Here is a 24,818-nt window from a genome sequence, read left to right as displayed (position 1 = left end):
AGGCCACGAACCGTGCCGGTGACACTCGCCGACGACCTGGCGTATGCCGTGTCGTTCCCGACACCGCCACGCCGGGTCGTGTCGTTGGTGCCGTCGATCACCGAGGCGCTGGCGACGACGTGCCCGGAGCGGCTCGTCGGCGCGACCGACTGGTGCACGCATCCGGAAGGTCTTGCGGTGCAACGGGTTCGGGGCACCAAGAACCCCGACCTCAGGGCCATCTCGGCTCTCGAGCCGGATCTCGTCGTGGCCAACAAGGAGGAGAACCGCGAGCTCGACGTCCGCCGGCTGCGGGCTGACGGCCTACCTGTCTGGGTCACCGACATCGAGACGGTGCCGGGGGCGCTGGACTCCCTCGAGCGACTCTTCGTCGAGGTGCTCGAGGTCGGCACGCCTGACTGGCTCGTCGCCGCGCGGGGCGAGTGGGGTGGGCCCGTGCCCGAGCCCGTCGTCGACGTGGCCGTGGCGATCTGGCGCGACCCGTGGATGGCGGTCGGGCGTGACACCTTCACCGGTGACCTCGTGTCGCGGCTCGGCTGGCGCAACGTCCTCGCCGACGACGCAGACCGCTATCCGCACGTCGAGGTGGCCGCCCTCGACCGTGAGGGCGTGACCGTCCTGCTGCCCGACGAGCCCTACGTCTTCACGGCGGCCGACGGTCCGGAGGCCTTCACGCAGGCCCGCACCGCGCTCGTCAGCGGACGCCTGCTCACCTGGTACGGCCCGAGTCTCGTCGGTGCCCGGGCGATCCTGACTGCGGCCGGCACCGCCTGAGTCCCGGCACCGACTGACCCCTCGACCATCGCCATCCGGCACGACGAGGCCTCTCGACGGTTCAACCGTCGAGAGGCCACCATCTGCCGCTCCTCGACCGTCGAGGGGCCACGTCGTGCCTCAGTCGTCGGCGACGACGAGCAGGCCGGAGAGCATCAGCCGACGAGCCAGCTCCAGCCCGACCATGTCGGCACGCAGCACGCCGCCTGCCACGAGCGCCACGAAGGTGCCGACGTCGTGCGACTCGACCGGGAAGTCGGCGAGGCGGCTGCGCAGCCGGGCCGGGCCGTCGCCCGAGGGCACGAGCCGCGCGGCCACGTGCGGCCGGAGCCGGAGCGTCGTCTCGGGACGAAGGGCCTCAGCGGCTGCCACCTGGGCGAGCGGGCTGATCGGTGCTGGACGCTGCGACCCGCGAGCGCGCGCCTCGAGGGCGTCGACGACCGTGGCCACGTCGATCTCGCCCAGGGCGCGTACGAGCGCTGCCCGCACGAGCTCGACGTCGGGGGCGATGGCCTCGTGGTCGAAGCCCGTCGGCGCGACGTCGAGCGAGGCGCGCACGCTCTCGTCGCGGCTGGCCTCGGCCAGCGCTATCGACACGAGCTCGTCGGCCACGTGACGTCGCGTCCAGACGTGGACGCCCAGAGTGAGGTGCGTGCTGACCCCGCCGAGCGCGGTGGCCGAGTGCACCCAGCCGCGCGGCAGGTAGAGGACGTCACCGGCACGGAGCGTGAACTCGTGGTCAGGTGCTCGACGTCCCGCCTCCTCGACCTCGGCACGGTGGTCGGTCCACGGCTCGTCGCGCAGCGGTGAGTCGTGCACCGGGGGCCGGACGCGCCAGCGTTTCTCCCCGGCCATCTGGAGCACGAAGACGTCGTGCACGTCGTAGTGGTCGCTGAAGCCGGTGTTCTGGCTGGGCGTGACGTAGGCGTTGGCCTGAACCGGGTGCCCCAGCTCCTCCGCGAGCTGCTGGGTGAAGTCGATGAGGGGCCCCCACGTGCGGTGCAGCCCCTGCAGGACGATGGTGGCACCGTCGGCGAAGAGCCCGAGCAGCTTGTCGTCGCTCACCTGGTCGGCGACGGATGCACCGACGCCTCCGCTCTGGGTGAACTCCCGGTCACCGAGGGTGCGGCCGTTCTGGGCGACCCGCAGGAAGGGGGCGCGCAGCCCGCGTCGGGAGACGAGCTCGTCGACGGAGCCCTCGTCGAAGAGGTCGAGCAGTCCGCCCGGCAGATCGGCTGCCCTGGTGACGACCGGCGTGTGCGACCAGTGGTCCGTGGCGAACTCGTCGGCGGCGAAGGGGACGAGACGCGCGAGCGCCGAGCGCCCACGTTCGTGCGTGGGCACCCGGCTCGTCGTGCCAGCGGTCATCAGATCGAGCTGGTCGGGTCCGCTCCGGCCCCACCGTCGGCGCCACCGTCGTGGCTGCTCGTGTCGGCTCCGCCGTCAGCGGGGCCCTCGGTGTCGGCGCCACCGTCGGCGCCACCGTCGTGGCTGCTCGTGTCGGCTCCGCCGTCAGCGGGGCCYTCGGTCGTCGGGTCGTCGCTCACGGGGTCCAGCGGGTTGTCGCTCATGGCTTCTCCTCCACGGGGTGTGGCGCGGCGCCGGACGACGCCGTCGAGGTGCACCTACCCACTGGACGCGTCGCGGGCACGACCTGGCGCCGCGTCCTCACGTCAGGTGGTCGAAGTCCCCCCGCGTCCACGCCGCGTGGCGGTCGGCGGACCGTCGCAGCATGGCCTTGGCCCCTGACGGCACGGCGGTGCCGAAGTTGTTGTAGAGGCGGTCGAAGTGCAGGGCCTCCAGCTGACCGGCAACGCGCTGGACGACGTTGCCCGACAAGGGGATCCGGTTCGGATAGCTGCGCATGAAGCTCATCGACCGACGGTCTGGGTTGGGGAAGACGGCATCGCCTGCCAGCAGCACCCCGCGTCCTTCGGCGCCCGCCGTCCACTCGACGACGGCCTGACCGCGGAAGTGCCCGCCGACGCGGTGCAGCGTCAGACCCGGTGCGACCTGCCGCTGCTCGTCGTAGAGCTCGACGAGCGGGTCTCGCCGGCGCACCCACTCGGCGTCGGGCGCGGCCACGAGCACCGGGACGTCGCCGAGCGCCCGGGCCCACTCCGTCTGCAAGCCGTACATGTGCGGATGGCTCGAGGCCACCGCGAGCGCGGGCCCGAGCGATCGCACGAGCTCGACCGCGGCGTCGTCGATGTAGCCGACGCAGTCGAAGAGGAGCACCCCCTCGGGCACGCGCACGACCATCGTCTGCTGCCCGATGCCGACCTCGGGCTCGGCGCGCAGCCCCCAGAGGTCGTCCTCGACCGCCTCGACGCGGATGCGCGTCCCGGCCTCCCGCAGCCGGTCCACCGTCGTCCAGCGCTGCCCCTGCTCGGGCACCCACTGCCGCTCGTCCTCGCAGACGGCGCACGCGTCCGGAGGCTCGGGCAGGTCATCGGTCTCGACGGCGCACGTCGCACAGATCCAGATCACGGCCCCAGCCTGCCCGTCCCGCGCGGGCCGCACCAGCGGGTTTGCGGGAGGATGCAGAGGTGATCCTGCACCTGCGCGCCGCCGTCGAGCAGCTGTATGCCGCCCCGCCCGCTCGCTTCACTCCCCTCCGTTCCGAGCTGGTGGCCCAGGCGAGGTCCGCGGGCGAGAAGGACCTCGCCGCCTCGGTGGGTGCCCTGCGCAAGCCGACCCTCGCCGCGTGGGCGGTGAACCACTTCGTGCGCGAGCACGCGGACGAGCTCGAGGAGCTCCGGTCGTTCGCCGAGCTGCTCCGTGAGGCCCAGCGCACCCTCGACGCCGACCAGCTGCGGCTGCTCGGCCGGGAGCGCGCCACCCGCGTCGACGCCATGGCCGACCGCATCGCCGAGGTCGCGGCCGAGGACGGCCAGAAGCTCGGCGCCGGTGCGGCCCAGGAGGTGCGCGAGACGCTGACCGCGCTCATCGCCGATGAGGACGCCGAGGCCTCGGTCCTCACGGGCGCGCTCGTCAAGGCGCTCAGCTACTCAGGATTCGGCTCGGTCGACGTGGCCGACGTCGTCGCCATCACGGACCCCGAGGAGCTCGGGTCGTCCGCGCCCGACCGCGCCCGACCGGCGCTCTCGGTCCTGCCCGGCGGGGGAGGAGGCGACGCCGTCGACCTCGAGGACCGACGACGCAGCCGGCGCGCCGCCGAGCGGGCCCGACTCCAGTCGGCACTCGAGACCGCACGGGCCGACCTGCGGTCCGCCGACCGACAGGTGGCGGTCCTCACGGCCCGCCAGGAGGAGGTCACGGAGGGCATCGCCGACCTCGAGCGGCGGCTCGCGACGGCGAGGTCCCGGCTCGAGAAGGTCACGGGTGAGCTCGACGAGGCGGGCGGCATACGCAGTCGCCGTGAGGAGGAGGAGGCGACGGCCCAGCAGGCGCTGGACGCCCACGACGCGCACGACGGGGAGTGACGCGGCCGTCAGGGCATCGGGTGCGGGCTACGTCTTCGGGCCGGACGTGTCGTGCCGGGAGAACCAGTGGCGCAGCGTCGCGCGCAGACCCGTCGGCTCCGGCGCCGCCGCGGGCGTCGGCGGCTCGGGTGCCTTCGCCCGGGCTCCGGGCAGCACCGGGAGGCGGGCCGTGAAGGACGCGTGCTGGTGGTCGGCCTTCTGGCGCTCACCGGGCTGCGGCGCGGCGAGCTGGGGGAGCAGCTCGTACTTGCGCGAGTAGATGTCGAAGAGGGCGAGCATCAGCGCGGCCACGGGCACCGCCACGAAGGCCCCCGAGACGCCGAAGAGCGCCGCGCCGAACATCACGGCTGCGAAGGACACCGCGGGATGCACGTCGACGGCGTCGGCCGAGATGCGCGGCTCGATCGTCACGTTCTCGATCTGCTGGTAGACGAGGGCGAAGCCGAGCAGCGCCAGCCCCTGCCACGGCTCCGGTCCGACGAGGCCGACGAAGACCGGCAAGGCGATCGCGATGTAGGTCCCGATGGTCGGCACGAACTGGGCCACGAGGCCGGTCCAGATGCCGAGGGCCAACCAGTAGTCCATGCCGATGATGAGCATGAACAGGCTCGACAGTCCGCCGCAGATCCCGGCGAGCACGAGCCGGGCCGACACGTAGCCGCCGGTCTTGATCACCGCGAGGTCCCAGGCCACCCCGATGACCGCCTGCTGGCGCGGCGGGGCGAGCTGGGCGACCCAGCGACGCAGGCGCAGGCTGTCGGCGGAGAAGTAGAAGGTGAAGAAGAAGAAGGTGATCGACGAGAAGAAGGCGCCGAGCACGGCGGCGATGGCACCGATGAGGCCGCCGGCCACGCTGCCGGCCAGGGTGCTCAGGCCGCCGACCTCGCTCGTGAACTGGGCCAGCAGCTTGTCGGGGCTGAGCTCGACGCCGAAGGTCTCGTTGGCCCACGTCGTCGCACTCTCCACGAGCGACGGGATCGAGGCGACGAAGGTGGCCAGCTGGTCGGCCAGCAGGTTGCCGAAGGCGAGCATGAAGACGATGCAGAAGACGAGCACGCCGAGCATGACGATCATGGTCGCCATACCGCGCCGCATCCGGCGCGAGAGCCGTGCGACGGCCGGCTCCATCGCGATCGAGGCGAGCATGGCCATGATGAGGGTGAAGATGACCGAGCCGCCGTCGTCGATGACGAACTTGCCGAGCGCGGCGATCGCGACGATGGCGACCGCGAGCCAGCCCGCGCGCCATACGCTGCGCCGGTCGAAGCGCACCTGCACGTCGACCAGGCGGGTGTCCACGTCACCGACGTCGGTGCCGGGCGGTGGGCCCCCGGACCCGACCGGTGGGTCCGGCGGTTCGGTGGCCGGACCCGGGTCGTGCTGGCCGTCGATGAGACCGCTCATGCCCTGATCCTCCCAGTTGGGACGCCGGCCGTCGGTCATCTGCTCGATTTCGTATCCGCGCCGCCGACCGTGTAGTCTCACCGTCGCACAACAGGTCGTCCTGAAGACGTTCTCGCAACGTTTCTCGGTGTCGGCCGCGCCCCAATAGCTCAGTCGGCAGAGCGTTTCCATGGTAAGGAAAAGGTCTAGGGTTCGATTCCCTATTGGGGCTCTGGTCGGTCGGTTCCCGGCCTCGTCGCTTCTGCGGCGGGCCGGGGGACGACAGCCCATGGCGGGGTAGCTCAGCTGGTTAGAGCGCACGACTCATAATCGTGAGGTCGCGGGATCGAGCCCCGCTCCCGCTACCACTTCCGCGCGTACCCGGTTCGATTTCTCGAATCATCGGGGTGTCGCGTAGCCTTGGACGTCGCGCCTGCGTGTCACCCCGGGATGCCGCCCGGAACGCGTGACGCGCCGCGCGACACCCGTCGCAAGACGACCGAACACCCAAAGTACGTTCCCGAAAGAGCAGGTTGCCGTGGCCAGCAAGAGCAGCGACGTCCGTCCGAAGATCACGATGGCGTGTGTGGACTGCAAGGACCGCAACTACATCACCAAGAAGAACCGTCGGAACAACCCCGACCGTCTCGCCATGAACAAGTTCTGCCCGAAGTGCGGCAAGCACACGGAGCACCGCGAGACCCGCTGAACCATCGCTTTCCTCGACGCTCCCTCGGCCATCGGCCGGGGGAGCGTCGTCGTTCCCGGACGCCCACCGGGTGGCGCGGGCGCCGGTCGGCAGCGGTCGATAGGCTGCCCGTATGCCGGTGAACTCAGACTTCCAGGGCCGGGTCTACCCGCCCACCGAGACCTATCGGGTCAGTGCCGCCAAGATCCGTGAGTTCGCCGAGGCCGTCGGCTCGGCCGACCGGGTGCACGTCGACGCCGAGGTCGCCCGGGCTCGCGGCTACGCCGACGTCATCGCGCCTCCGACGTTTGCGGTCCTCATCGCCCAGCAGTGCGACGGCCAGCTGATCCGTGACCCCGAGGCCGGCATCGACTTCTCCCGCGTGGTGCACGGCGAGCAGCGCTTCGTCCACCACCGCCCCCTGACGGCCGGCGACGCCGTCGTCGGCACGCTCCACGTCGACACCGTGCGCGAGGCCGGCGGCCACGCCATGGTGACGACCCGCACCGAGCTCGCCACCGAGGCGGGTGAGGCCGTCTGCACGGCCACGTCGACCATCGTGATCCGAGGGGGCGAGTGATGAGCACCACTCCGAGCACTCCGAGCACTCCGAGCACGACGCCGGCGGCCGTGCGGTCCTTCTCCGAGGTCTCCGTCGGTGACGCGCTGCCCGCGACGACCGTCCACGTCGACCGGGCGCGCCTGGTCCAGTACGCCGGCGCCTCCCTCGACCGCAACCGCATCCACTGGGACGAGCCCTTCGCCAAGGCGGTCGGGCTGCCCGACGTCATCGCCCACGGCATGTTCACGATGGGCTCGGCGGTCACGCTCGTCACCGCCTGGGTGGGCGACGCCGGCCGCGTGGTCGAGTACGGCGTGCGCTTCACCCGCCCCGTCGTCGTGCCCTACGACGGCGGCGCCGACATCGAGGTCTCGGGCGTCGTCAAGTCCGTCGACCCCGAGGCGAAGCGGGTCACCGTCGAGCTGACCGCCACCGCGGCCGGCGAGAAGGTCCTCGGCCGGGCGCTCGCCGTCGCGGTCCTCGACTGAGCCGGCCGGTCCACCGCGTGCAGGAGCAACACGACGTCCCCCTCTCGACCCTCACGACGATGCGGGTCGGTGGCCCGGCTGCGCGCGTCGTCACGGCCACGACCACCGACGAGCTCGTCGACGCCGTCCGTGAGGTCGACGACGCCGACGAGCCGCTGCTCGTCGTCTCGGGCGGCTCCAACCTCCTCGTCTCCGACGACGGCTTCGAGGGCACGGTCGTGCGCGTCGCCACGTCGGGCATCACGCCCGAGTCCGCCGACTACTGCGGCGGCGCCGTGGTCCGGGTGGCCGCTGGCGAGGTGTGGGACGACGTCGTGGCCCATGCCGTCGCGCAGGGATGGGCGGGCGTCGAGGGACTGAGCGGCATACCCGGTCTCACGGGGGCCACGCCCATCCAGAACGTCGGCGCCTACGGTCAGGACGTGTCGCAGACGGTCGCGCAGGTGCGCACGTGGGACCGGCAGGAGCAGGCCGTGCGCACCTTCATGAACGCCGACTGCGCCTTCACCTACCGCCACTCGCGCTTCAAGGGGCACTCGCGCTACGTCGTGCTCGACGTGGTGTTCCAGTTCGAGGTCGCCGACCTCAGCCGCCCGGTGGCGTATGCCGCCCTGGCGAAGGGTCTCGGGGTCGAGCTCGGCACGCGCGTGCCCCTCCAGGACGCCCGTGAGGCCGTCCTCGCGCAGCGCCGGTCCCGCGGCATGGTGCTCGACGACGCCGACCCGGACACGTGGTCGTGCGGGTCGTTCTTCACCAACCCGATCTTCAGCCGCCACGAGTTCGACGACCTCGTCGAGCGCGTGGGGGAGCGGCTCGGTTGGGAGGGGCCGACGCCGCCGCGCTTCCCCGAGCCCGACGGCCGGGTCAAGACGAGCGCCGCGTGGCTCATCGACCACGCCGGCTTCGCCAAGGGCTTCGGCCTGCCGGCGCCGGCGGCGCTGTCCACGAAGCACACCCTGGCCGTGACCAACCGGGGCGGTGCCACGACCGCCGACGTCCTCGCCCTCGCCCGGCAGGTGCGCGACGGGGTGCGCGACACCTTCGGCGTGACGCTCGTCAACGAGCCGGTCATCGTCGGCGACCAGCTCTGAGAGCAGTTCCGGCGAGCGCTCGATCACACGGCAAAGGCTCCGGTTCCCTTGGGAACCGGAGCCTTTCGCGTCAGACCGTGTGCAGTGACTACTTCGTCAGGACGACGGAGAAGGTCTTGGCCGGGATGTTCTTGTCCGTCGTGCTGACGGCGTAGGCCGGCCGGTTGAAGGCCAGGCGCAGGGCGGTCGTCGTTCCCCTGTCGACCTTGAAGAAGACCCACCCGCGGTCGCGCTCGTCGCGTTTCGTCGTGAGCAGCGGGTCGGCCTTGTACGCCTTGCCGAACTCGGCCGTGGGCGCGACGTTCTGCTTGGGGTTCGTCGCGATGAGCGTCAGCATCTTCGGGTCGAGCGACGCCGAGTAGCGCGAGCCGGCGGCGAACTCGACCTTGACCCCGACGATCTCGAAGGCCTCGGCCCCGACGGGCTGGTTCTTCGGGAACGGCAGGCCGCGCGAGACGCGCATGGCCGTGATCGTGTGGCCGAGCTGGGGGTCCTTGATGACGGCCTTGACGGTGCGCGTCGAGTACTTCACCGGGGCGGCGGTCGTCGGCGCGGCCGTGGTGGGCGCTGCGGTCGTCGTGGACGTCGTCGAGGTGCTCGTCGCGGCCGGGGTCGTGCCGGCCGGGGCCGTCGGGTCGGCGGTCACGGGCGACTCCCCGCTGCACGCCGCGAGCGCGACGACGGGGGCGACGAGACCGACCACGGCGAGTCGTCGCAGACGGGCGCCGGAGGCGGTCGATGGGCGGGTGGTGGCGGGGGCAGAAGTCTTCATCTCCCGACCAGCATGACCGGGCGCACCGATCCTGAGCAAACCCGGTGGGGATGGGCGAGGAGGCCGGCTCCGTGGGGAGCGGCCCGTTATGACCGGTTACGACCCGGTCCTGCGTGTGGTCGGTGTCACGCCGGCCCGGCGAGCCAGGCGTCCACGTCGGCGAGCGCGGCCTTGCGCAGGCGGTCGGGCATCCGGCTGCCCTCGAGGGAGCCGCGGGCGAGCGCGGCGAGGCCGTCGTCGTCGAAGCCGAGCTCTCGGGCCGCGGCGTACTGCGCGGCCAGGCGGGACCCGAAGAGGAGCGGGTCGTCCGCGCCGAGCGCCACGGGGATGCCGGCCTCGACGATCCGGCGCAACGGGACGTCGCTCGCGTCGGCGTAGACCCCGAGGGCGACGTTGCTGCCCGGGCACACCTCGAGGGTCACGCCGGCCTCGGCGACGGCGTCGAGCACCTGTGGGTCCTCGACGCTGCGCACGCCGTGCCCGATGCGGTCCGGGTCGAGGTGCTCGAGCGTCTCCATGACGGACTGGGCGCCGAGGAGCTCGCCGCCGTGCGGCACGAGAGCCAGACCGGCCCGCCGTGCGATGGCGAAGGCCGGCGCGAAGTCGGCTACGGCCCCGCGTCGCTCGTCGTTGGACAGGCCGAAGCCGACGACGTCGCCGGCCTCCTCGCCCGCGTGGTGGGCGGCGAGGCGAGCGAGCGTGCGGGCCTCGAGGGGGTGGCGCATGCGGCTCGCCGCGACGACGACGCCGACCCCGATGTCCCCCGCGGCCGACACGGCCCGTGCCTCGTCGAGCACGATCTCGAGCGCCGGCGTGATCCCGCCGACGAAGGGGGCGTACGACGTCGGGTCGACCTGGATCTCGAGCCAGCGTGACCCCTCGGCCGCGTCGTCGGCCGCGGCCTCGCGCACGATCCGGCGCATGTCGTCCTCCCCGCGCACACAGGACCGGGCGGCGTCGTAGAGGCGCTGGAAGCGGAACCAGCCGCGCTCGTCGGTGGCTCGGGCGAGTCGGGGCGGCCAGCCCGTCACGAGGGCGTCGGGCAGGCGGATGCCGTGCCGGGCGGCGAGGTCTCGCACCGTGTCGATGCGCATCGAGCCCGTGAAGTGCAGGTGCAGGTGCGCCTTGGGCAGGTCCTGCACCGCACGCGTCATGCGGGTCAGTGTGTCATCCGGTCCCCGGGCGGCGCGGAGAGGCCACGGCGCGGCTGGTGCCGGGCCGTGGCCTCTCTGCGGGTCGCGCGGGACTCAGTCCTCGTCGGGCTCGTCAGCGATCTCGTCGACGATGTGCATCGCGGCCTCCTCGGCCGACGCGCCGGCCCCGTCGACGCCGACGTCGCTGGCCCAGGCCTGCTTCTCGTCGTCGTCGTGCGCGCCCTCGTCGTCGGCCACGAGGCGACCGGCGCGGGCGTCGCCCACCTCGTGGTCTCCGAGCCAGTCGTCCTCGGCGTCGATGGCGTCGGGGTCGTCGCCACCGACGCGGTCGCCGTCGAGGCCGCTCTCGTTGTCGGGCGCGCCGTAGGCGGAGTCGGGGTCCGGCACCTCCTGGCGGATGCGCTCGTCGATGGTCTCGTCGACGGACTCCTCGTAGGCGGTCGTGCCGTGGGCGGTGACGCCCTGCGGCCGGTCGTTGGGCGAGTAGCCGCGGTCGAGCACGTCCTCGAGGTCACCGTCGTCGAGGGTGTCCTCGGGCTGGAGCTGGTCCTCGTCGTCGACGCTGTAGGTCGTCAGCTCGTCGTCGATGGTCTCGTTGGGATCCTGGTCGCTCATCGCGAGGCTCCTTCGGTGGCGGTGTGCGAGGGGCTCGTGGCGTCCCCGGCCGACGGCGTCTCGCCGTCGCCCTCTGCCCCTACCCCCGCGGCGCGGTCCTGCGTCAGCTTCTCGGCGGCGGCGAGGGCGACGCACGTCGCGACGCCGGCCATGGCCGTGCGCACCTCGTCGAGCACGGGAAAGGTCGGGGCGAGGCGGATGTTGCGGTCGCGCGGGTCGTGGCCCAGCGGGAAGGACGCGCCCGCCGGCGTCAGCGCGATGCCGGCCTCCTTGGCGAGCGCGACGACCCGCGACGCGGTCCCGTCGAGCACATCGAGGTTGACGAAGTAGCCCCCGGTCGGGTGGCTCCACTCGGCGACCTCGAGCCCCGCGAGGCCGTTCGTCAGAGCCTCGTCGACCGCCGCGAACTTCGGCGCGATGATCTCGCGGTGCTTGCGCATGTGCGCACGCACGCCGTCGGCGTCGTGGAAGAACTCGACGTGACGCAGGTGGTTGACCTTGTCGGGACCGATGGAGCCCATCGCGAGGTGTCCGAGGTACCACCTCACGGTGGCCGCGCTCGCGGCGAGGACGGCGACTCCGGCGCCCGCGAAGGTGATCTTCGAGGTCGACGCGAACATGATCGGCCGGTTCGGGTGCCCGGAGGCGGCGGCGAGGCTGAGGATGTCGGCGCTCTTTGCCTCGTCCTCGGTGAGGTGGTGGAAGGCGTACGCGTTGTCCCAGAAGATCGTGAAGTCGGGCGCCGCGGTCGGCATGGCCGCGAGGCGGGCGGCGATCTCCTGCGAGACGACGGCCCCGGACGGGTTGGCGTAGGTCGGGACGATCCAGATGCCCTTGACGCTCGGGTCGTCCTTGACGAGCGCCTCGACGGCGGCGATGTCCGGGCCGTCCGCGTGCATGTCGACGGTGACCATCTCGATGCCGAACGACGCGAGCATCGAGAAGTGCCGGTCGTAGCCGGGGACGGGGCAGACGAAGCGGACCTTCTCCTCCTGCGACCAGGGCCGCGGCGAGTCGACGCCGCCGAAGAGGAGGAAGTCGACGATCGTGCTGTACATCATCGTCAGGCTCGAGTTGCCCCCGGCGACGACCTGGCTCGGCTCGACCCAGAGCAGGTCGGCGAAGAGCTCGCGCAGCTCGGCGAGGCCCTCGAGTCCGCCGTAGTTGCGCACGTCGACCCCGGCCCGGTCCTTCGTCGCGGTCGGCAGGCGCAGGAGGTCGTCGGAGAGGTCGAGCTGCGCGGCGGACGGCTTGCCCCGCGTCAGGTCGAGCCTGAGGCCGCGGGACTGCAGGGCCGCGTAGGCTTCACGCTGCTCGGCGAGGAAGCCGGCCAGGTCGTCGTCGGACAGGGACGCGAGGGAGGTGCGCGGGTTCGTCACCTCTCGATCCTGCCACTGCGGCGCCCGGGTCGGGCGGCCGAGTCCGTATGCCGGGTCGCGCGGTTCCCGCCGCGGGCGCGGCAGGTGCCCGGAGGCCGTCCGAAGGGTCACCTGCGGGTGACGGGGGAGGGCCCGCGGAGGGGGTTTCGGGTCGGTTCGCGTTGGGGCGCATCCGTCCCGTATGATCGTCCCTCGGACGGCTTCGCTGGCCATGCTGACGCATGCCGTCCCGCCGTGGACACCCAACGTCCCCGGCGAAGGGCAATAGCTCAATTGGTAGAGCACTGGTCTCCAAAACCAGCGGTTGGGGGTTCGAGTCCCTCTTGCCCTGCGCATCCCAGTGATGTGGTCGTCGTGCAAGGCGGCACGCGGCTTCTGCCCTGACGTGGGACTCCACGGTCGGGGTGTGGCGCCCGCGGGCCGACACCCAGGCAGAAAGAAGGAATCGTGACGGAGACGAGCGCCAAGCGCGGGTCCGGCCGTGCCGACAAGGCTCGCGGCGGCAACCCCGTGTCGCGCCTCTTTGGCGCGATCAGCCTCTTCGTGCGCCAGATCCTCGACGAGCTGCGCAAGGTCGTGCGGCCGACGGGTCCTGAGCTCGTGCGCTACACGACCGTCGTGGTCGTGTTCGTCGTGATCATGATGGCGCTCGTGTCAGCGCTCGACTTCGGTCTGAGCCGGCTGGTCTCCTGGGTCTTCACCGGCTCGGCCACCTGAGGCACGAGCCCCGGCCCCCTCACGGGATGTCACTGCCGGCCGTCACGGCCGGTCCACGAGCAAGGAAGCAGGTCAGAGCGTGTCCGAGCAGTTCGCCCACGAGGGCGCCCCGAACGGCGAGAGCACCGAGAGCGACGTCGTCGACCCCGCGGTCGAGACCGACGACCTCTCGGCCTCCGACGTCGAGTCGGGTGCTGAGGACGACGCCACCGACTCCGACCTCGACACCGTCGCCGCGGAGACCGATGTCGAGACCGACGACGGGTCCGACGACGACGTCGACCCCGCCGTTGACTCCGAAACCTCCGAGACCTCCGATGACGACGAGCCGGTGGCCCAGGGCAGCGGCGACCCCGTCGCCGACTTCAAGGCCGACCTGCGCACGCGCTTCGGTGACTGGTACGTCATCCACTCCTACGCCGGCTACGAGAACCGCGTGAAGGCCAACCTCGAGACGCGCATCCAGACCCTCAACATGGAGGACTTCATCTTCGAGATCGAGGTCCCCATGGAGGAGGTCACCGAGATCAAGAACGGCCAGAAGAAGCAGGTCCGTCGCGTCCGGATGCCCGGCTACGTCCTCGTCCGCATGGACCTCACCGACGAGAGCTGGGGCGCCGTGCGCCACACGCCCGGCGTCACCGGGTTCGTCGGCAACGCCCACCAGCCGGTGCCGCTGTCGATCGACGAGGTCTTCACGATGCTCGCCCCGAACTTCGAGGCCGCTGCGGCCGCCGACGGCTCCGGCGCGTCGTCGGGCTCGAGCGCCGGCAAGGACGTGCGGGTCGTCGACTTCGAGGTCGGCGAGTCCGTCACCGTCATGGAGGGCCCGTTCGAGACCCTTCCCGCGACGATCTCCGAGATCAACCCCGACACCCAGAAGCTCAAGGTGCTCGTCTCCATCTTCGGCCGGGAGACCCCGGTCGAGCTCTCCTTCGCCCAGGTCGCCAAGATCTGATCGAGGGTCGTACGACCTCGTGCGGCTGACCGCACGAGGACATGCAACCGGGTCATCGCCCAAGGCGTCGGCCCAGCAACGCAGAAGGTAGGCAACCATGCCCCCCAAGAGCAAGAAGGTCTCCGGCTTCATCAAGCTGCAGATCCAGGCCGGTCAGGCCACCCCCGCACCGCCCGTCGGCCCCGCCCTCGGTCAGCACGGCGTCAACATCATGGAGTTCGTCAAGGCGTACAACGCCGCGACGGAGTCCCAGCGCGGCAACGTCATTCCGGTCGAGATCACGGTCTACGAGGACCGCTCGTTCACCTTCGTGACGAAGACCCCGCCGGCCGCCGAGCTCATCAAGAAGGCCGCCGGCGTCGCCAAGGGCTCGGGCGAGCCGCACAAGACCAAGGTCGCCAAGCTCTCGCGCGACCAGGTCCTCGAGATCGCCCGTCAGAAGATGGAAGACCTCAACGCCCACGACGAGGAGATGGCGGCGCGCATCATCGCCGGCACCGCCCGCTCGATGGGCATCGACACCGAGCTCTGACGAGCTCGGGTCACCAGACCTCGGGACGCCCGCCCTCCGCGTGAGGGCGGGCACGCCCCGAACCGGGCCACACGGCATACGGCCGTGAGGCCCCGTGGGAGACCAGCGCACGGTCGCACCACGACTCCACGAAGAAAGCAGGAGCAGTCATGAAGCGCAGCAAGAACTACCGCGCAGCCGCCGAGCTCGTCACGCCCGGCAAGGTCTACGCCCCGCTCGAGGCCGTCCGCGTCGCCAAGCAGACCGCCAAGGCCAAGTACGACGAGACCGTCGAGGTCGCCATGCGCCTCGGCGTCGACCCCCGCAAGGCCGACCAGGCCGTCCGCGGCACGGTCAACCTGCCGCACGGCACGGGCAAGACCGCCCGCGTCCTCGTCTTCGCCAACGGCGACAAGGCCGAGGCCGCCCGTGAGGCCGGCGCCGACCACGTCGGCTCCGACGACCTGCTCGAGAAGGTCCAGGGCGGCTGGCTCGACTTCGACGCCGTCGTCGCCACGCCTGACCTCATGGGCAAGGTCGGTCGTCTCGGCAAGGTCCTCGGCCCGCGTGGTCTCATGCCGAACCCGAAGACCGGCACCGTGACGATGGACGTCGCCAAGGCCGTCGCCGACATCAAGGGCGGCAAGATCGAGTTCCGCGTCGACAAGCACGCGAACCTCCACTTCATCATCGGCAAGGCCTCCTTCGACGAGACGAAGCTCGTCGAGAACTACGCCGCTGCCCTCGAGGAGATCCTGCGTCTGAAGCCGGCCAGCTCCAAGGGCCGCTACATCGAGAAGGCCACCGTCTCCACGACGATGGGCCCGGGCATCCCGCTCGACTTCTCCAAGACGCGCAACCTCCTCGCCGAGGAGGACCAGGCCTGACGGCCTGACCCACGCAGCGCAGAGCCCGTCACCCCTCTGGGGGTGGCGGGCTCTCGTGCGTCTCCGACCGTCCTGGCTGGGGGCGCTCCCGGCGCCGACGCCATTCGCTCACCCTCGAGTGAGCGCCCCGTCCCCGTCGAGTGGCCTCCTGGTCACACCTGTCCCAGACCTCGGATCGGCGGGGTTCTCGGGGCGATCTGCGGCGTTTGCGCGGGTACGGTCGAAAGATGAGTCGTCACAGCGTATGCACCACGACACGTTCCCGATGGGTCCTCGGCGCTCTCGTCGTCGGGCTCCCTCTCTCCCTGTTGCCGGCCACGGCCGGCGCGCAGCCGGCGGTCGCGCCCGCCGCCGCCGCGGCTGACCGCGGCTGGCACGGCCAGCCCACCCCGCTGCCGAAGGTCCCCGTCATGACGGGCTCCGGGGGTGCCGTCAGCTCGGTCGACCGCGACGCCTCGCAGGTCGGCATCGACGTCCTGGCCCGCGGGGGCAACGCAGCTGACGCTGCGGTCGCGACCGCAGCGGCGCTCGGCGTCACGGAGCCCTACAGCGCCGGCATCGGCGGCGGTGGCTTCCTCGTCTACTACGACGTGCGCAGCAGGAAGGTCTCGACCATCGACGGCCGCGAGACGGCTCCGGCGACGTTCACCGACAAGACCTTCACCGACCCGGCCACGGGCAAGGCGATGGACTTCAACACCGTGGTGAACTCGGGGCTGTCGATCGGCGTGCCCGGCACGCCCGCCCTGTGGGCCAAGGCGTTGCGCGACCACGGCACGCTGTCGCTCAACGCGGCGCTCAAGCCGGCCGAGCGCCTCGCCGCCACGGGCTTCGTCGTCGACCAGACGTTCGCCGACCAGACGGCAGCCAACGCCGCGCGCTTCTCCGTGTTCCCCGAGACGGCGAAGGTCTTCCTGCGGGGCGGCCAGGCTCCGGCCGTGGGCTCCGTCTTCACCAACCCCGACATGGCCAGGGCGTACCGGACGCTGCGCACCCAGGGCACCGAGGCGCTGTATGCCGGGGCGCTCGGACGGGCGATCGTCGCCGAGTCCCGGGCGCCGCACGCCAAGGCGGGTTCCTCGGTCATGGGCGGCCAGCTGACGAGGGCCGACCTGCGCGCCTACCGCGCCCTGACCAAGGCCCCGATCCACTCGCAGTACAAGGGCTACGACGTCTACGGCATGCCGGTCCCGAGCTCGGGTGGCATCGCGGTGGCCGAGATCCTCAACCTCGTCCAGGCCTACGAGGACCGCACGGGCGTCTCGACGTCCGACCTGTCGGACGTCGACTACCTGCACCGGTTCTCGGAGGCGTCGGCGACGGCCTTCGCCGACCGCAACCGCTGGGTGGGTGACGTCCCGGACGTTCCGGTCAAGGAGCTGACCGATCCTGCCTTCGCCGCAGAGCGCGCCTGCCTCTTCGACCCGATGAAGGCCCAGGCTCGTCAGATCCCGTTCGGCTCGCCCGACGGCGCCTACACCTCCTGCGCGCCCGGCACGGTCGCGCAGAGCGAGCCCTACGAGGGGCAGTCGACGACGCACCTGACGGCCACCGACCGTTGGGGCAACGTCGCGTCCTACACCCTGACCATCGAGCAGACCGGTGGCTCCGGCATCACGGTTCCCGGGTACGGGTTCCTGCTCAACAACGAGCTCACCGACTTCAACTTCACGCCGCTGACCCCGGGCGTCCCGGACCCGAACCTGCCCGGCCCCGGCAAGCGTCCGCGGTCGTCGATGAGCCCGACGATCCTGCTCGACGACGGCAAGCCCTTCCTCGCGGTGGGTTCGCCGGGCGGTGCCACGATCATCACGTCGGTGTCGCAGACGATCCTCGGCTACCTCGACCGCGACCTGTCGCTCGTCGACGCGATCGCGGCGCCGCGCCTCAGCTCGCGCAACGGCTCGAGCGAGGGCGCCGAGCCGGCGATCCTCAGCGGTCCGACCGGTGCGGCGCTGACGGCGATGGGCCACAAGCTGGCATCGGCAGGCACGCCCAACGAGATCGGTGCCGTGACGGCGATCCGCAGCCTGCGCTGGGGCCTGTTCGAGGCCGCCGCGGAGACGACGCGCCGCGGTGGTGGCTCGGCCATGGTGGTGCACCCGCGCTGACCTGGAGCGCACCCACCCGGAGAGGCCGGTCCCGACGAGGGGCCGGCCTCTCCGGCGTCCGCTCCGGGGGTGCTTGAAATCGCAAGAGCCCCAGTACCACACCAACCTTGCGATTGACGCATCCAGCCCATAACACGCCGACAGGTCGGGTCGTTGACATGGGTACATCGGTCAGGGGATCGATGAGCAGGGCATCGATGACAGGAGCACGACCATGAACAGGAAACTCACGGCGATCCTCGCAGCAGCGGCCATCTCCACGATGGCCGCGCCCCTCGGTGCCGCACCGGCATCCGCAGCAGCACCGGCGACCGGAGTCTCGGCCCTCGCCTACGGCACCTACGTCGTGGTCGGGGGCCTCGTGCGTTCCGGGCCCACGGCCATCGCCTCGATCGGCTGCACGACTACCTTCGGCCACACGACCACGGGATCCACGGCGGCAGTCACCGTCCCGGCGGCCGGGTCGGTGGGGTCGACGCGCACCTCGGCCGCGACCTCGACGACGACGACCTACAAGATCAGCCGTGCCACGGCGACCACCGGGGCGGTCGACCTCCTCGGCGGGCTCGTCCGAGCCGATGCCGTCACCGGGGCCAGCACGGCGACGTTGAGCACGACAGGCGTCTACAGCGGCGACAACCGCGCCGAGCTGCTCGGCCTCAAGATCGGCGGGCGTGCCCTCAATGCGAACCCGGCTCCGAACTCGGCGATCACGCTGCGGACCTCGGCCGGGACCGCGCTCGCCACGGTCTACCTCAACACGCAGACCAAGGCGTTCTCCGGCAACGACTGGCGAGTCAGCACGACGGCCCTGCGGGTCGTCATCACCGCACAGAACTCCCTCGGCCTGCCGGTCGGGTCACGCATCGACGTCGGGGTCGCCAACACTTCCTTGTCGCGACCAGTGGTCGGGCTCGTCTCCGGTATGGGCTACGCCACGTCGGCCAACCTCGCCGACGGCGCCGTGTCCTCGAGCCGGACCGCTCTCGCGTACCCCCCGTGCACCGGAGGCTCGGGACGCGCGACGGTGGCCACGGCAGGGGTGCCGGGGGTGGTGTCCACCGGCACGACGACGACAGACGTGCTCTCCACCATCACCGCCACGTCGCGTCGCAGCCAGGTCAAAAACACCGTTGGTGCGCCTCGCGTGCTGAACGGCCTCATCAGCGCCGACACGATCGTCGCCGAGACCTCGGCGGTCCAATCGAGCGCGGGCGCCACCCCGGTGACCACCGACGCCTCGCGGTTCGTCGGGCTGCGCATCACCGGTCTGCCGTCCATCACCTCGACGGTCAAGCCCAACACGGTCGTCACCGTGCCGGGGCTCGGCCGGGTCACCCTGCACAAGGTGACCCGCACCGCGAAGTCGGTCGAGGTCGTCATGATCGAGGTCGTCACCGACCGCGTGCTGGGCTCGCTGCCGACGGGCTCCGTCGTCCGGGTCGGCCACTCCGCGAGCTCGCTGCTCTGAGACGGCACCCATCGTGACGAGGCCGCGGTCGGCATCACCGGCCGCGGCCCGTCACCAGGGTGAGTGGGCGTATGCCGGCCGCGACGTGGGAGGTCAGGCCGGCTTCGGGGTCGGCCAGGGCCACGCCGTGCAGCCCTTGAGGCCGTAGGTCTGCTGCATCATGACCGGGGCCACCCTGCCCGGCCCGCCGCAATAGGCGTGCGCGTGACCGATGCCGTGGCCGACCTCGTGGTTGACGAGGTAGGTGCGGTAGCCGGCGATGTCGCTGCCGTAGGCCTCCGCGCCGAGGACCCACCGGCGCAGGTTGAGCACCACCCGCCCGGAGTTGTGGCAGCTGACCTGGCCCCGGGTCTGCAGCGGCGCGCAGAGCCGGTCGGTCGTGTCGGGGCTCGCGAGCGTGATGCGCAGGTCGATGGTCGCCCCGCCCTTGGCGGCCGCGGCGGGGGAGACGTTGACGAAGCGGACGCCGTCCTTCGCCTGCCAGCCTCGCGGATCGGTCAGCACGCTCCCCACCGTCGTGGCCAGGTCCGCGGCCTTGATGTCGAGACCACCTTCGAGCTCCACGGTGTAGCGCACCGTGCGGCCGCTCGTGGGGACCGGGCGCAGGGCGGCCGCGGGCATGGCCACGACCGTGAACCTGCCGGACCCCGCCTGGATGACCGCGCCCTTGTCGTCCTTGCCGTCGTCCTTGCCGTCGTTCTTCCCGGCGGCCGTCGCGTCGTCCGACGTCGTCGAGCCCGTGGTGCCTGCCGCACCGGTCGCACCGGTCGAGGCGGAACCGTCGACCTGCGAGTCGGTCGCGGCCTCGGGCACTCGCTCGACCTGGTCGATCGAGACCGCGGGTGCCGTCCCGGCCGTGATTGAGACCCGCGCGGCGCGTGAGACCGCACCCTCGGGGACCGGCTCGCCGGCGCCGGCTGACGTCATGACCCAGAGGTCGGCGGCCACGCACAGCACGACGGCCAGACCCGCCCACGTCCGGCGGCGGCGGATCGCCTGCCGCTCTGACGGGGTCGGGCGGCGGACTGCGCTGCCACTCGCCATGGGGGTCACGCTAGGTCACGTACCCGGTGTGGTGGGGGATCGTGCGTCGGACCCGCCGACAGGCCCCGGGCTCGATTTGGTCCGCAGCGGTCCAGCCCGTACTGTGGTCCACGACCAATGACCGCCGGTTGGAGGGCGTGGGCAACCACGATCTCCCGAAGGTTCCGCACGATGCGGGCAGCCAGCGCAGGACACTCAGCCTCACGGCATACCTCGAGTATGTCGCTGCGAGCCCCGAGCGCCCTGCGCCGGGGCTCTTTTCGTGCAGGCCCTCCGGGCCCCTTCGACAGGCGGCACCACGCAAGGGAAGGAGGCCCAGATGGCGAACTCCGAGAAGACGGCTGCCATTGCCGAGATCGCGGACAAGTTCCGTGAGTCCGGTGCGGCCGTTCTCACCGAGTACCGCGGTCTGACCGTGGCCCAGCTCTCGCAGCTGCGCACCTCGATCCGGGAACACGCCACCTACGCCGTGGTCAAGAACACGCTCACGGAGCGCGCCGCCAAGGAGGCCGGTATCACGGCCTTCGACGGTCACCTCCAGGGCCCGTCGGCCATCGCCTTCATCACCGGTGACCCGGTCGAGGCGGCCAAGGGTCTGCGTGACTTCGCCAAGGCACACCCCCTCCTCGTGATCAAGGCTGGCGTCCTCGACGGCAAGACCTTGTCCCCCGAGGAGATCACGAAGCTCGCGGACCTCGAGTCCCGCGAGGTTCTCCTGGCCAAGCTTGCGGGCGCCATGAAGGGCTCCCTCAACAAGGCCGCCTACCTCTTCGTCGCTCCTCTGTCGCAGACGGCCCGCGTGGTCGACGCCCTGCGCCAGAAGGTCGAGGCGCAGGGTCCCGCCACGGAGGCCGCTCCGGCCGCCGAGGCAACCACCGACGTCGCCGAGGGTGGCGACGAGAGCTGATTGCGCTCCTGCGCACCAGCTCGATTCAACAACACGCCACTCACGGCAATATCTAGGAAGGAAGCCACCATGGCGAAGCTCAGCACCGACGAGCTCCTTGACGCTTTCAAGGAGATGACCCTCATCGAGCTCTCCGAGTTCGTGAAGCAGTTCGAGGAGACCTTCGAGGTCACCGCTGCTGCCCCCGTTGCCGCGGTTGCCGCCGCTGCCGGTGGCGGCGCTGCCGCCGTCGAGGAGGAGGAGAAGGACTCGTTCGACGTCGTTCTCACCGCCGCGGGCGAGAAGAAGATCCAGGTCATCAAGGAGGTCCGCGCGCTCACGAGCCTCGGCCTCAAGGAGGCCAAGGACCTCGTTGACGGCGCCCCCAAGCCCGTCCTCGAGGGTGTCGACAAGGCTGCGGCCGAGAAGGCCAAGGAGCAGCTCGAGGGCGCCGGCGCGTCCGTCGAGCTCAAGTGATCTGACCCGGCTCTGCCGGGATCACTGCTCTACCGCGAAGGCGGGTCCGACCACACGGTCGGGCCCGCCTTTCGCTGTCCCGGTTTGCGGGGGTTGCTGGTTGGGCGGTCGTGGGGCGCGACGGCGCTCGCGGCGTGGAGCGTCGGCGGGCGTATGCCGGCACGCTCGCTCCCGGCGTCAGCGCCCGCCGCCGATGCCGCGACCACCGCCACGCCCCGCGCCCTTGTGCACGCTCGCTCCCAGCGTCAGCGCCCGCCGCCGATGCCGCGACCACCGCCACGCCCCGCGCCCCTCGAACCGGGGGAGGCTGCGTCAGGTGGCGTGGGCCAGGGCGTCCTTCAGGGCGGCGAGGACGAGGGCGACGCGGTCGGGGCGCGCGTTGTGGCCCATCAGGCCGATGCGCCAGACGGTGGAAGCGAACTCGCCCACGCCGGCTCCGATCTCGAGGTTGTGGCGCTCGAGGAGGTAGGCGCGGACGGCGGCGGAGTCGACCCCGTCGGGTACGCGGACCGTCGTCAGCTCGGGCAGGCGAGAGCCCTCGGCGGCGAAGAGGGCGAGGCCCATCTCCTCGAGGCCGTCCTGGAGGAGGCGGCCGGCCTCGGCGTGGCGGTCCCAGACCTTCTCGAGGCCCTCGTCGGCGATGCGCTGGAGGCCTGCATGGAGGCTCGCGACCATCGCGGTCGGCGCCGTGTGGTGGTAGGTGCGCTTGCCCGAGCCGGAGGCCTCACCGACGTAGCCGCCGAGCAGGCCGAGGTCGAGGTACCAGGACGACGGCTTCTCGACGCGGCGCTCGAAGGCGCGGTCGCTGATGGTGAAGGGAGCGAGGCCGGGCGCGACGCCGAGGCACTTCTGGGTGCCGGCGTAGCCGATGTCGATGCCCCAGTCGTCGGCGCGCAGCTCGATCCCGCCGATGCTGGTGACCGCGTCGACGAGCAGCAGGGCGTCGCCCTTGACCGCGCCGAGGGCGGCGATGTCGGAGCGGACGCCGGTGGACGTCTCGGCATGGACTGCGGCGATGATCTTCGGCGACGGGTGGGCCGCGGAGACCCGCTCCGCGTCGACGGGTGTGCCCCACTCGTGGTCGACGCGGACCACCTCGGCGCCGTGGCGGCCCGCGACGTCGACCATGCGCTCCCCGAAGAGCCCGTTGACGGCCACGACGACGACGTCGCCGGGGGAGACGGTGTTGACGAAGGCGGCCTCCATGCCCGCTGACCCGGTGGCCGAGAGCGGGAGGGTGCGGCGGTTGTCGGTGCCCCAGGCGTACCGGAGCAGGTCGCACGTCTCGTCCATGATCGCGAGGAAGTCCGGGTCGAGGTGTCCGAGCAGAGGTGCTGCGAGGGCGAGGGTCGCCTCGGGGTAGGGGTTGCACGGACCGGGACCGAAGAGGTGCCGGTCGGCGATCGAGCGGCGGGTCGTGACGGGCGGGGTCGTGGTCATCAGAATCCTGCTCCGGGGTTGAGGATGCCCTGCGGGTCGAGGGCGTTCTTGATGCGGTGGGTGAGGGCCATGACGTCGGGCCCGAGCTGCTCGGGCAGGGCCGCGCGCTTGAGCCGGCCGACGCCGTGCTCGCCGGTGATGGTGCCGCCGAGCCCGATCGCGAGGCTCATGACCTCCGAGAAGGCCTGTGCCGCACGGGAACCGGCGTCCGTGTCGCCCGGCGGATAGACGATGACGGGGTGCGTGTTGCCGTCGCCGGCGTGGGCCACGACGGGGATCTCGAGGTCGTATCTGCGTGAGATGTCGGCGATGCCGGTCAGCAGGTCGGGGAGGCGCGGCACCGGCACGCCGACGTCCTCGAGCATGATCGCGCCTCGCCGCTCGATGGCGACGATGGCGGCTCTACGGGCCGCGACGAACATCTCGCCCTCTGCGGCATCCGTCGTCGTGAAGCACTCGCGCGCGCCGCCGTCCCGGCACAGCCGCTCCATCACGGCGATCTCCTCGCCGCGGGCCGCACCGGGGGCGTCGGACTGCGCGAGCAGCATGGCACCGGCCTCGCGGTCGAGCCCCATGCTGCGGTGGTCCTCGACGGCGTTGACCGACGCCCGGTCCATGAGCTCCATCATCGACGCGCGGAGGGTATTGCCGATGGCGACGACCACCCGCGCGGCGTCCTCGACGGTGTCGAAGGTGGCCACGAGGGTGGCGGGCGGCGCCTGCGCGGGGACGAGCCGCAGCGTCGCCCGGGTCACGACGCCCAGAGTCCCTTCGCTGCCGACGAAGAGCTTGACGAGCGAGAGGCCTGCGGTGTCCTTGACGCGCTGGCCGCCGAGGTGCACGAGCGTCCCGTCCGCGAGGACGACGTCGAGGCCGAGCACGTAGTCGGTCGTCACGCCGTACTTGACGCAGCACAGGCCGCCCGCGTTCGTTGCGACGTTGCCGCCGATCGAGCAGATCTCGAAGGACGACGGGTCGGGCGGGTACCAGAGCCCGTGCTCGGCGGCCGCCTGCTTGACCTCGACGTTGAGGGCTCCGGCCTCGACGACCGCCGTGCGCGTGGTCGGGTCGATCTCGACGGCCCGCATCCGCTCGAGACTCAGCACGATGCAGCCGTCGACGGCGTTCGAGCCCCCTGAGAGCCCGCTGCCGGCACCGCGGGGCACGACGGGGGCCTCGTGCTCCCCGGCCCAGCGCACGGTGGCCTGCACGTCGGCCGCGCTCGACGCGCGGACCACGGCGAGCGGCACACCGGCTCCGGCGTCAGCCGTGTAGTCGAAGCGGTAGGCCGCCACGCTGTCGGGGTCGGTCAGCAACGCGCCGGGCGTCAGGGACTCGGCGAGCCCCTCGAGGGCGCGCAGGTCCGGAGCGTCCTTGCTCACTGTCGTCACCGGTCCACCGTAACCACGACCGGCCGGCGCGGGCGTCCCGGGCGAGGAGATGGCGTATGCCGTCCCGCCGGCTCGCGCGTCAGCGACCCTGTCGCGCGGGCTCGTTCACCGGCTCACCGTGACGGTCTCGGTCGCGGCGCCGTGGGAACCGGGTGACAGGGCGACGACGGTCGTGCTCGTCACGGTCGCGCCCACGGTGTAGGTGACGGTCGACATGAGCGACGGGGTGGAGGTCGTGGTCGACACGTCGGCGCCGGTGATCGTGAGGGTCAGCGAGGCGACGACGTCGCGGCTGTCGGCGCAGTACGCGAACGGCGCGGACACCTCGGCGCCACCGGCCCAGCGGCGGTGCACCTTGACGAGGGCATCCTGGACGAGGTCCTCGGCCCGGGCGCCGTCACCGCAGAGCAGGTGGGCGTAGCGCAGCAGCGCCGGCCCTCGGCTGCGCACGAAGTCCTCGAACGACGCCTCCACGCCCTGCCTCCCTGTCCGGCGCGTGCTCGGCCCACGCTCCTCCGACACTGTGACGCACCGAGGGGCCGGATCTGCTGCGGCCACACCCCGCCGATCCGT

The 24,818-nt window shown here is 71.6% G+C and carries 26 protein-coding genes and 3 tRNA genes; 17 read left to right on the top strand and 12 right to left on the bottom strand.

What is annotated here, in order from left to right:
* The first annotated feature begins 12 nt into the window (after positions 1 to 12).
* A complete protein-coding gene (locus ASH01_RS03240; protein ID WP_056771216.1) occupies positions 13 to 774 on the top strand; it encodes a helical backbone metal receptor in 762 nt (253 codons plus the stop codon).
* A 120-nt stretch (positions 775 to 894) separates the two neighbouring features.
* On the opposite strand, the gene ASH01_RS03235 is transcribed toward ASH01_RS03240, so the two are convergent.
* The 3 genes from ASH01_RS03235 to ASH01_RS03225 form a co-directional block, all read right to left on the bottom strand.
* A complete protein-coding gene (locus ASH01_RS03235; protein ID WP_056771214.1) occupies positions 895 to 2,142 on the bottom strand; it encodes a cupin domain-containing protein in 1,248 nt (415 codons plus the stop codon).
* Positions 2,142 to 2,345, bottom strand: a complete 204-nt coding sequence (locus tag ASH01_RS03230; protein WP_056771211.1) for a hypothetical protein — start codon at positions 2,343 to 2,345, stop codon at positions 2,142 to 2,144. The genes ASH01_RS03235 and ASH01_RS03230 overlap by 1 nt, the downstream gene beginning before the upstream one ends.
* Before the next feature lie 97 nt (positions 2,346 to 2,442).
* Positions 2,443 to 3,264: a hypothetical protein gene (locus tag ASH01_RS03225; protein WP_056771208.1), complete on the bottom strand. Its 822-nt coding sequence runs from the start codon at positions 3,262 to 3,264 to the stop codon at positions 2,443 to 2,445.
* A gap of 59 nt (positions 3,265 to 3,323) precedes the next feature.
* On the opposite strand from ASH01_RS03225, the gene ASH01_RS03220 reads away from it, so the two are divergent.
* The gene (locus ASH01_RS03220; RefSeq protein WP_056771205.1) at positions 3,324 to 4,220 is read left to right on the top strand and encodes a hypothetical protein; all 897 of its coding nucleotides are present in this window, start codon (positions 3,324 to 3,326) and stop codon (positions 4,218 to 4,220) included.
* 27 nt (positions 4,221 to 4,247) lie between these two features.
* Here ASH01_RS03220 and ASH01_RS03215 read toward each other — a convergent pair whose 3' ends face one another.
* Positions 4,248 to 5,624, bottom strand: coding sequence for an AI-2E family transporter (locus ASH01_RS03215; protein ID WP_235509509.1), 1,377 nt, complete (start codon positions 5,622 to 5,624; stop codon positions 4,248 to 4,250).
* A gap of 138 nt (positions 5,625 to 5,762) precedes the next feature.
* Between ASH01_RS03215 and ASH01_RS03210 the strand changes: the two genes are divergently transcribed.
* The 6 genes from ASH01_RS03210 (at position 5,763) to ASH01_RS03185 (ending at position 8,432) form a co-directional block, all read left to right on the top strand.
* A tRNA-Thr gene (locus tag ASH01_RS03210) sits at positions 5,763 to 5,835 on the top strand.
* Between the two features lie 59 nt (positions 5,836 to 5,894).
* A tRNA-Met gene (locus ASH01_RS03205) sits at positions 5,895 to 5,971 on the top strand.
* 170 nt (positions 5,972 to 6,141) lie between these two features.
* On the top strand, positions 6,142 to 6,312 hold the full coding sequence (rpmG, locus tag ASH01_RS03200) for a 50S ribosomal protein L33 (RefSeq protein ID WP_020143294.1): 171 nt from the start codon (positions 6,142 to 6,144) through the stop codon (positions 6,310 to 6,312).
* A 112-nt stretch (positions 6,313 to 6,424) separates the two neighbouring features.
* Complete coding sequence (locus ASH01_RS03195; RefSeq protein WP_056771198.1) at positions 6,425 to 6,871, top strand: FAS1-like dehydratase domain-containing protein; 447 nt, start codon at positions 6,425 to 6,427, stop codon at positions 6,869 to 6,871.
* Entirely contained in the window at positions 6,871 to 7,341 is a 471-nt protein-coding gene (locus ASH01_RS03190; protein ID WP_056771193.1) for a MaoC/PaaZ C-terminal domain-containing protein, read from the top strand. The genes ASH01_RS03195 and ASH01_RS03190 overlap by 1 nt, the downstream gene beginning before the upstream one ends.
* A 17-nt stretch (positions 7,342 to 7,358) precedes the next feature.
* The gene (locus tag ASH01_RS03185) at positions 7,359 to 8,432 is read left to right on the top strand and encodes a UDP-N-acetylmuramate dehydrogenase (protein WP_056771192.1); all 1,074 of its coding nucleotides are present in this window, start codon (positions 7,359 to 7,361) and stop codon (positions 8,430 to 8,432) included.
* 88 nt (positions 8,433 to 8,520) lie between these two features.
* On the opposite strand, the gene ASH01_RS03180 is transcribed toward ASH01_RS03185, so the two are convergent.
* The 4 genes from ASH01_RS03180 to ASH01_RS03165 form a co-directional block, all read right to left on the bottom strand.
* Positions 8,521 to 9,204 carry a hypothetical protein gene (locus tag ASH01_RS03180; protein ID WP_156415391.1) on the bottom strand — a complete coding sequence of 228 codons (684 nt, stop codon included), beginning with the start codon at positions 9,202 to 9,204 and terminating at the stop codon, positions 8,521 to 8,523.
* A gap of 125 nt (positions 9,205 to 9,329) precedes the next feature.
* Positions 9,330 to 10,358, bottom strand: coding sequence for an adenosine deaminase (locus tag ASH01_RS03175; protein WP_056771186.1), 1,029 nt, complete (start codon positions 10,356 to 10,358; stop codon positions 9,330 to 9,332).
* Positions 10,359 to 10,451: 93 nt separating this feature from the next.
* Entirely contained in the window at positions 10,452 to 10,973 is a 522-nt protein-coding gene (locus ASH01_RS03170; RefSeq protein WP_056771184.1) for a DUF5709 domain-containing protein, read from the bottom strand.
* The gene (locus tag ASH01_RS03165) at positions 10,970 to 12,352 is read right to left on the bottom strand and encodes an aminotransferase class I/II-fold pyridoxal phosphate-dependent enzyme (RefSeq protein WP_056771180.1); all 1,383 of its coding nucleotides are present in this window, start codon (positions 12,350 to 12,352) and stop codon (positions 10,970 to 10,972) included. The genes ASH01_RS03170 and ASH01_RS03165 overlap by 4 nt, the downstream gene beginning before the upstream one ends.
* Before the next feature lie 258 nt (positions 12,353 to 12,610).
* Here ASH01_RS03165 and ASH01_RS03160 point away from each other — a divergent pair.
* The 7 genes from ASH01_RS03160 to ASH01_RS03130 all read left to right on the top strand — a co-directional run bounded on the left by ASH01_RS03160 (position 12,611) and on the right by ASH01_RS03130 (position 19,007).
* A tRNA-Trp gene (locus tag ASH01_RS03160) sits at positions 12,611 to 12,683 on the top strand.
* Between the two features lie 116 nt (positions 12,684 to 12,799).
* A complete protein-coding gene (gene secE, locus ASH01_RS03155) occupies positions 12,800 to 13,069 on the top strand; it encodes a preprotein translocase subunit SecE (RefSeq protein WP_056771177.1) in 270 nt (89 codons plus the stop codon).
* A gap of 79 nt (positions 13,070 to 13,148) precedes the next feature.
* Positions 13,149 to 14,027, top strand: a complete 879-nt coding sequence (gene nusG / locus ASH01_RS03150; RefSeq protein WP_056771174.1) for a transcription termination/antitermination protein NusG — start codon at positions 13,149 to 13,151, stop codon at positions 14,025 to 14,027.
* Positions 14,028 to 14,124: 97 nt separating this feature from the next.
* Entirely contained in the window at positions 14,125 to 14,559 is a 435-nt protein-coding gene (gene rplK, locus ASH01_RS03145) for a 50S ribosomal protein L11 (protein ID WP_056771171.1), read from the top strand.
* Between the two features lie 149 nt (positions 14,560 to 14,708).
* Positions 14,709 to 15,425: a 50S ribosomal protein L1 gene (rplA, locus tag ASH01_RS03140; RefSeq protein ID WP_056771168.1), complete on the top strand. Its 717-nt coding sequence runs from the start codon at positions 14,709 to 14,711 to the stop codon at positions 15,423 to 15,425.
* A 227-nt stretch (positions 15,426 to 15,652) separates the two neighbouring features.
* The gene (ggt, locus tag ASH01_RS03135) at positions 15,653 to 17,536 is read left to right on the top strand and encodes a gamma-glutamyltransferase (protein WP_082619364.1); all 1,884 of its coding nucleotides are present in this window, start codon (positions 15,653 to 15,655) and stop codon (positions 17,534 to 17,536) included.
* 214 nt (positions 17,537 to 17,750) lie between these two features.
* Positions 17,751 to 19,007, top strand: coding sequence for a choice-of-anchor P family protein (locus ASH01_RS03130; protein ID WP_056771165.1), 1,257 nt, complete (start codon positions 17,751 to 17,753; stop codon positions 19,005 to 19,007).
* A gap of 93 nt (positions 19,008 to 19,100) precedes the next feature.
* On the opposite strand, the gene ASH01_RS03125 is transcribed toward ASH01_RS03130, so the two are convergent.
* Positions 19,101 to 20,051, bottom strand: coding sequence for a DUF3152 domain-containing protein (locus ASH01_RS03125; RefSeq protein ID WP_235508485.1), 951 nt, complete (start codon positions 20,049 to 20,051; stop codon positions 19,101 to 19,103).
* Between the two features lie 319 nt (positions 20,052 to 20,370).
* On the opposite strand from ASH01_RS03125, the gene rplJ reads away from it, so the two are divergent.
* Positions 20,371 to 20,958: a 50S ribosomal protein L10 gene (gene rplJ, locus ASH01_RS03120; RefSeq protein WP_056771162.1), complete on the top strand. Its 588-nt coding sequence runs from the start codon at positions 20,371 to 20,373 to the stop codon at positions 20,956 to 20,958.
* Between the two features lie 69 nt (positions 20,959 to 21,027).
* Positions 21,028 to 21,414: a 50S ribosomal protein L7/L12 gene (rplL, locus tag ASH01_RS03115; protein WP_056771157.1), complete on the top strand. Its 387-nt coding sequence runs from the start codon at positions 21,028 to 21,030 to the stop codon at positions 21,412 to 21,414.
* Positions 21,415 to 21,726: 312 nt separating this feature from the next.
* Here rplL and ASH01_RS03110 read toward each other — a convergent pair whose 3' ends face one another.
* The 3 genes from ASH01_RS03110 to ASH01_RS03100 form a co-directional block, all read right to left on the bottom strand.
* Positions 21,727 to 22,854: a pyridoxal-phosphate-dependent aminotransferase family protein gene (locus tag ASH01_RS03110; RefSeq protein WP_056771155.1), complete on the bottom strand. Its 1,128-nt coding sequence runs from the start codon at positions 22,852 to 22,854 to the stop codon at positions 21,727 to 21,729.
* The gene (locus ASH01_RS03105) at positions 22,854 to 24,245 is read right to left on the bottom strand and encodes an FAD-binding oxidoreductase (protein ID WP_443081028.1); all 1,392 of its coding nucleotides are present in this window, start codon (positions 24,243 to 24,245) and stop codon (positions 22,854 to 22,856) included. The genes ASH01_RS03110 and ASH01_RS03105 overlap by 1 nt, the downstream gene beginning before the upstream one ends.
* Before the next feature lie 105 nt (positions 24,246 to 24,350).
* The gene (locus ASH01_RS03100; protein ID WP_056771150.1) at positions 24,351 to 24,719 is read right to left on the bottom strand and encodes an RNA polymerase sigma factor; all 369 of its coding nucleotides are present in this window, start codon (positions 24,717 to 24,719) and stop codon (positions 24,351 to 24,353) included.
* Positions 24,720 to 24,818: the final 99 nt, after the last annotated feature.

The sequence above is a fragment of the Terrabacter sp. Soil811 genome, assembly GCF_001429655.1.
Classification (GTDB): Bacteria; Actinomycetota; Actinomycetes; order Actinomycetales; family Dermatophilaceae; genus Terrabacter.
Note: the sequence above shows the minus strand (reverse complement) of the source record. Positions and strands in the feature narration are given on the sequence as shown.

What these genes read in the sequence shown, in the direction of transcription:
- ASH01_RS03235 (WP_056771214.1), bottom strand. Translation starts at nt 2,142, where the DNA reads ATGACCGCTGGCACGACGAGCCGGGTGCCCACGCACGAACGTGGGCGC.
- rplL (WP_056771157.1), top strand. Translation starts at nt 21,028, where the DNA reads ATGGCGAAGCTCAGCACCGACGAGCTCCTTGACGCTTTCAAGGAGATG.
- ASH01_RS03110 (WP_056771155.1), bottom strand. Translation starts at nt 22,854, where the DNA reads ATGACCACGACCCCGCCCGTCACGACCCGCCGCTCGATCGCCGACCGG.
- ASH01_RS03130 (WP_056771165.1), top strand. Translation starts at nt 17,751, where the DNA reads ATGAACAGGAAACTCACGGCGATCCTCGCAGCAGCGGCCATCTCCACG.
- ASH01_RS03195 (WP_056771198.1), top strand. Translation starts at nt 6,425, where the DNA reads ATGCCGGTGAACTCAGACTTCCAGGGCCGGGTCTACCCGCCCACCGAG.
- ASH01_RS03170 (WP_056771184.1), bottom strand. Translation starts at nt 10,973, where the DNA reads ATGAGCGACCAGGATCCCAACGAGACCATCGACGACGAGCTGACGACC.
- ASH01_RS03175 (WP_056771186.1), bottom strand. Translation starts at nt 10,358, where the DNA reads ATGACGCGTGCGGTGCAGGACCTGCCCAAGGCGCACCTGCACCTGCAC.
- ASH01_RS03215 (WP_235509509.1), bottom strand. Translation starts at nt 5,624, where the DNA reads ATGAGCGGTCTCATCGACGGCCAGCACGACCCGGGTCCGGCCACCGAA.
- ggt (WP_082619364.1), top strand. Translation starts at nt 15,653, where the DNA reads ATGAGTCGTCACAGCGTATGCACCACGACACGTTCCCGATGGGTCCTC.
- rplJ (WP_056771162.1), top strand. Translation starts at nt 20,371, where the DNA reads ATGGCGAACTCCGAGAAGACGGCTGCCATTGCCGAGATCGCGGACAAG.
- ASH01_RS03190 (WP_056771193.1), top strand. Translation starts at nt 6,871, where the DNA reads ATGAGCACCACTCCGAGCACTCCGAGCACTCCGAGCACGACGCCGGCG.
- ASH01_RS03125 (WP_235508485.1), bottom strand. Translation starts at nt 20,051, where the DNA reads ATGGCGAGTGGCAGCGCAGTCCGCCGCCCGACCCCGTCAGAGCGGCAG.
- rplK (WP_056771171.1), top strand. Translation starts at nt 14,125, where the DNA reads ATGCCCCCCAAGAGCAAGAAGGTCTCCGGCTTCATCAAGCTGCAGATC.
- ASH01_RS03180 (WP_156415391.1), bottom strand. Translation starts at nt 9,204, where the DNA reads ATGAAGACTTCTGCCCCCGCCACCACCCGCCCATCGACCGCCTCCGGC.
- rplA (WP_056771168.1), top strand. Translation starts at nt 14,709, where the DNA reads ATGAAGCGCAGCAAGAACTACCGCGCAGCCGCCGAGCTCGTCACGCCC.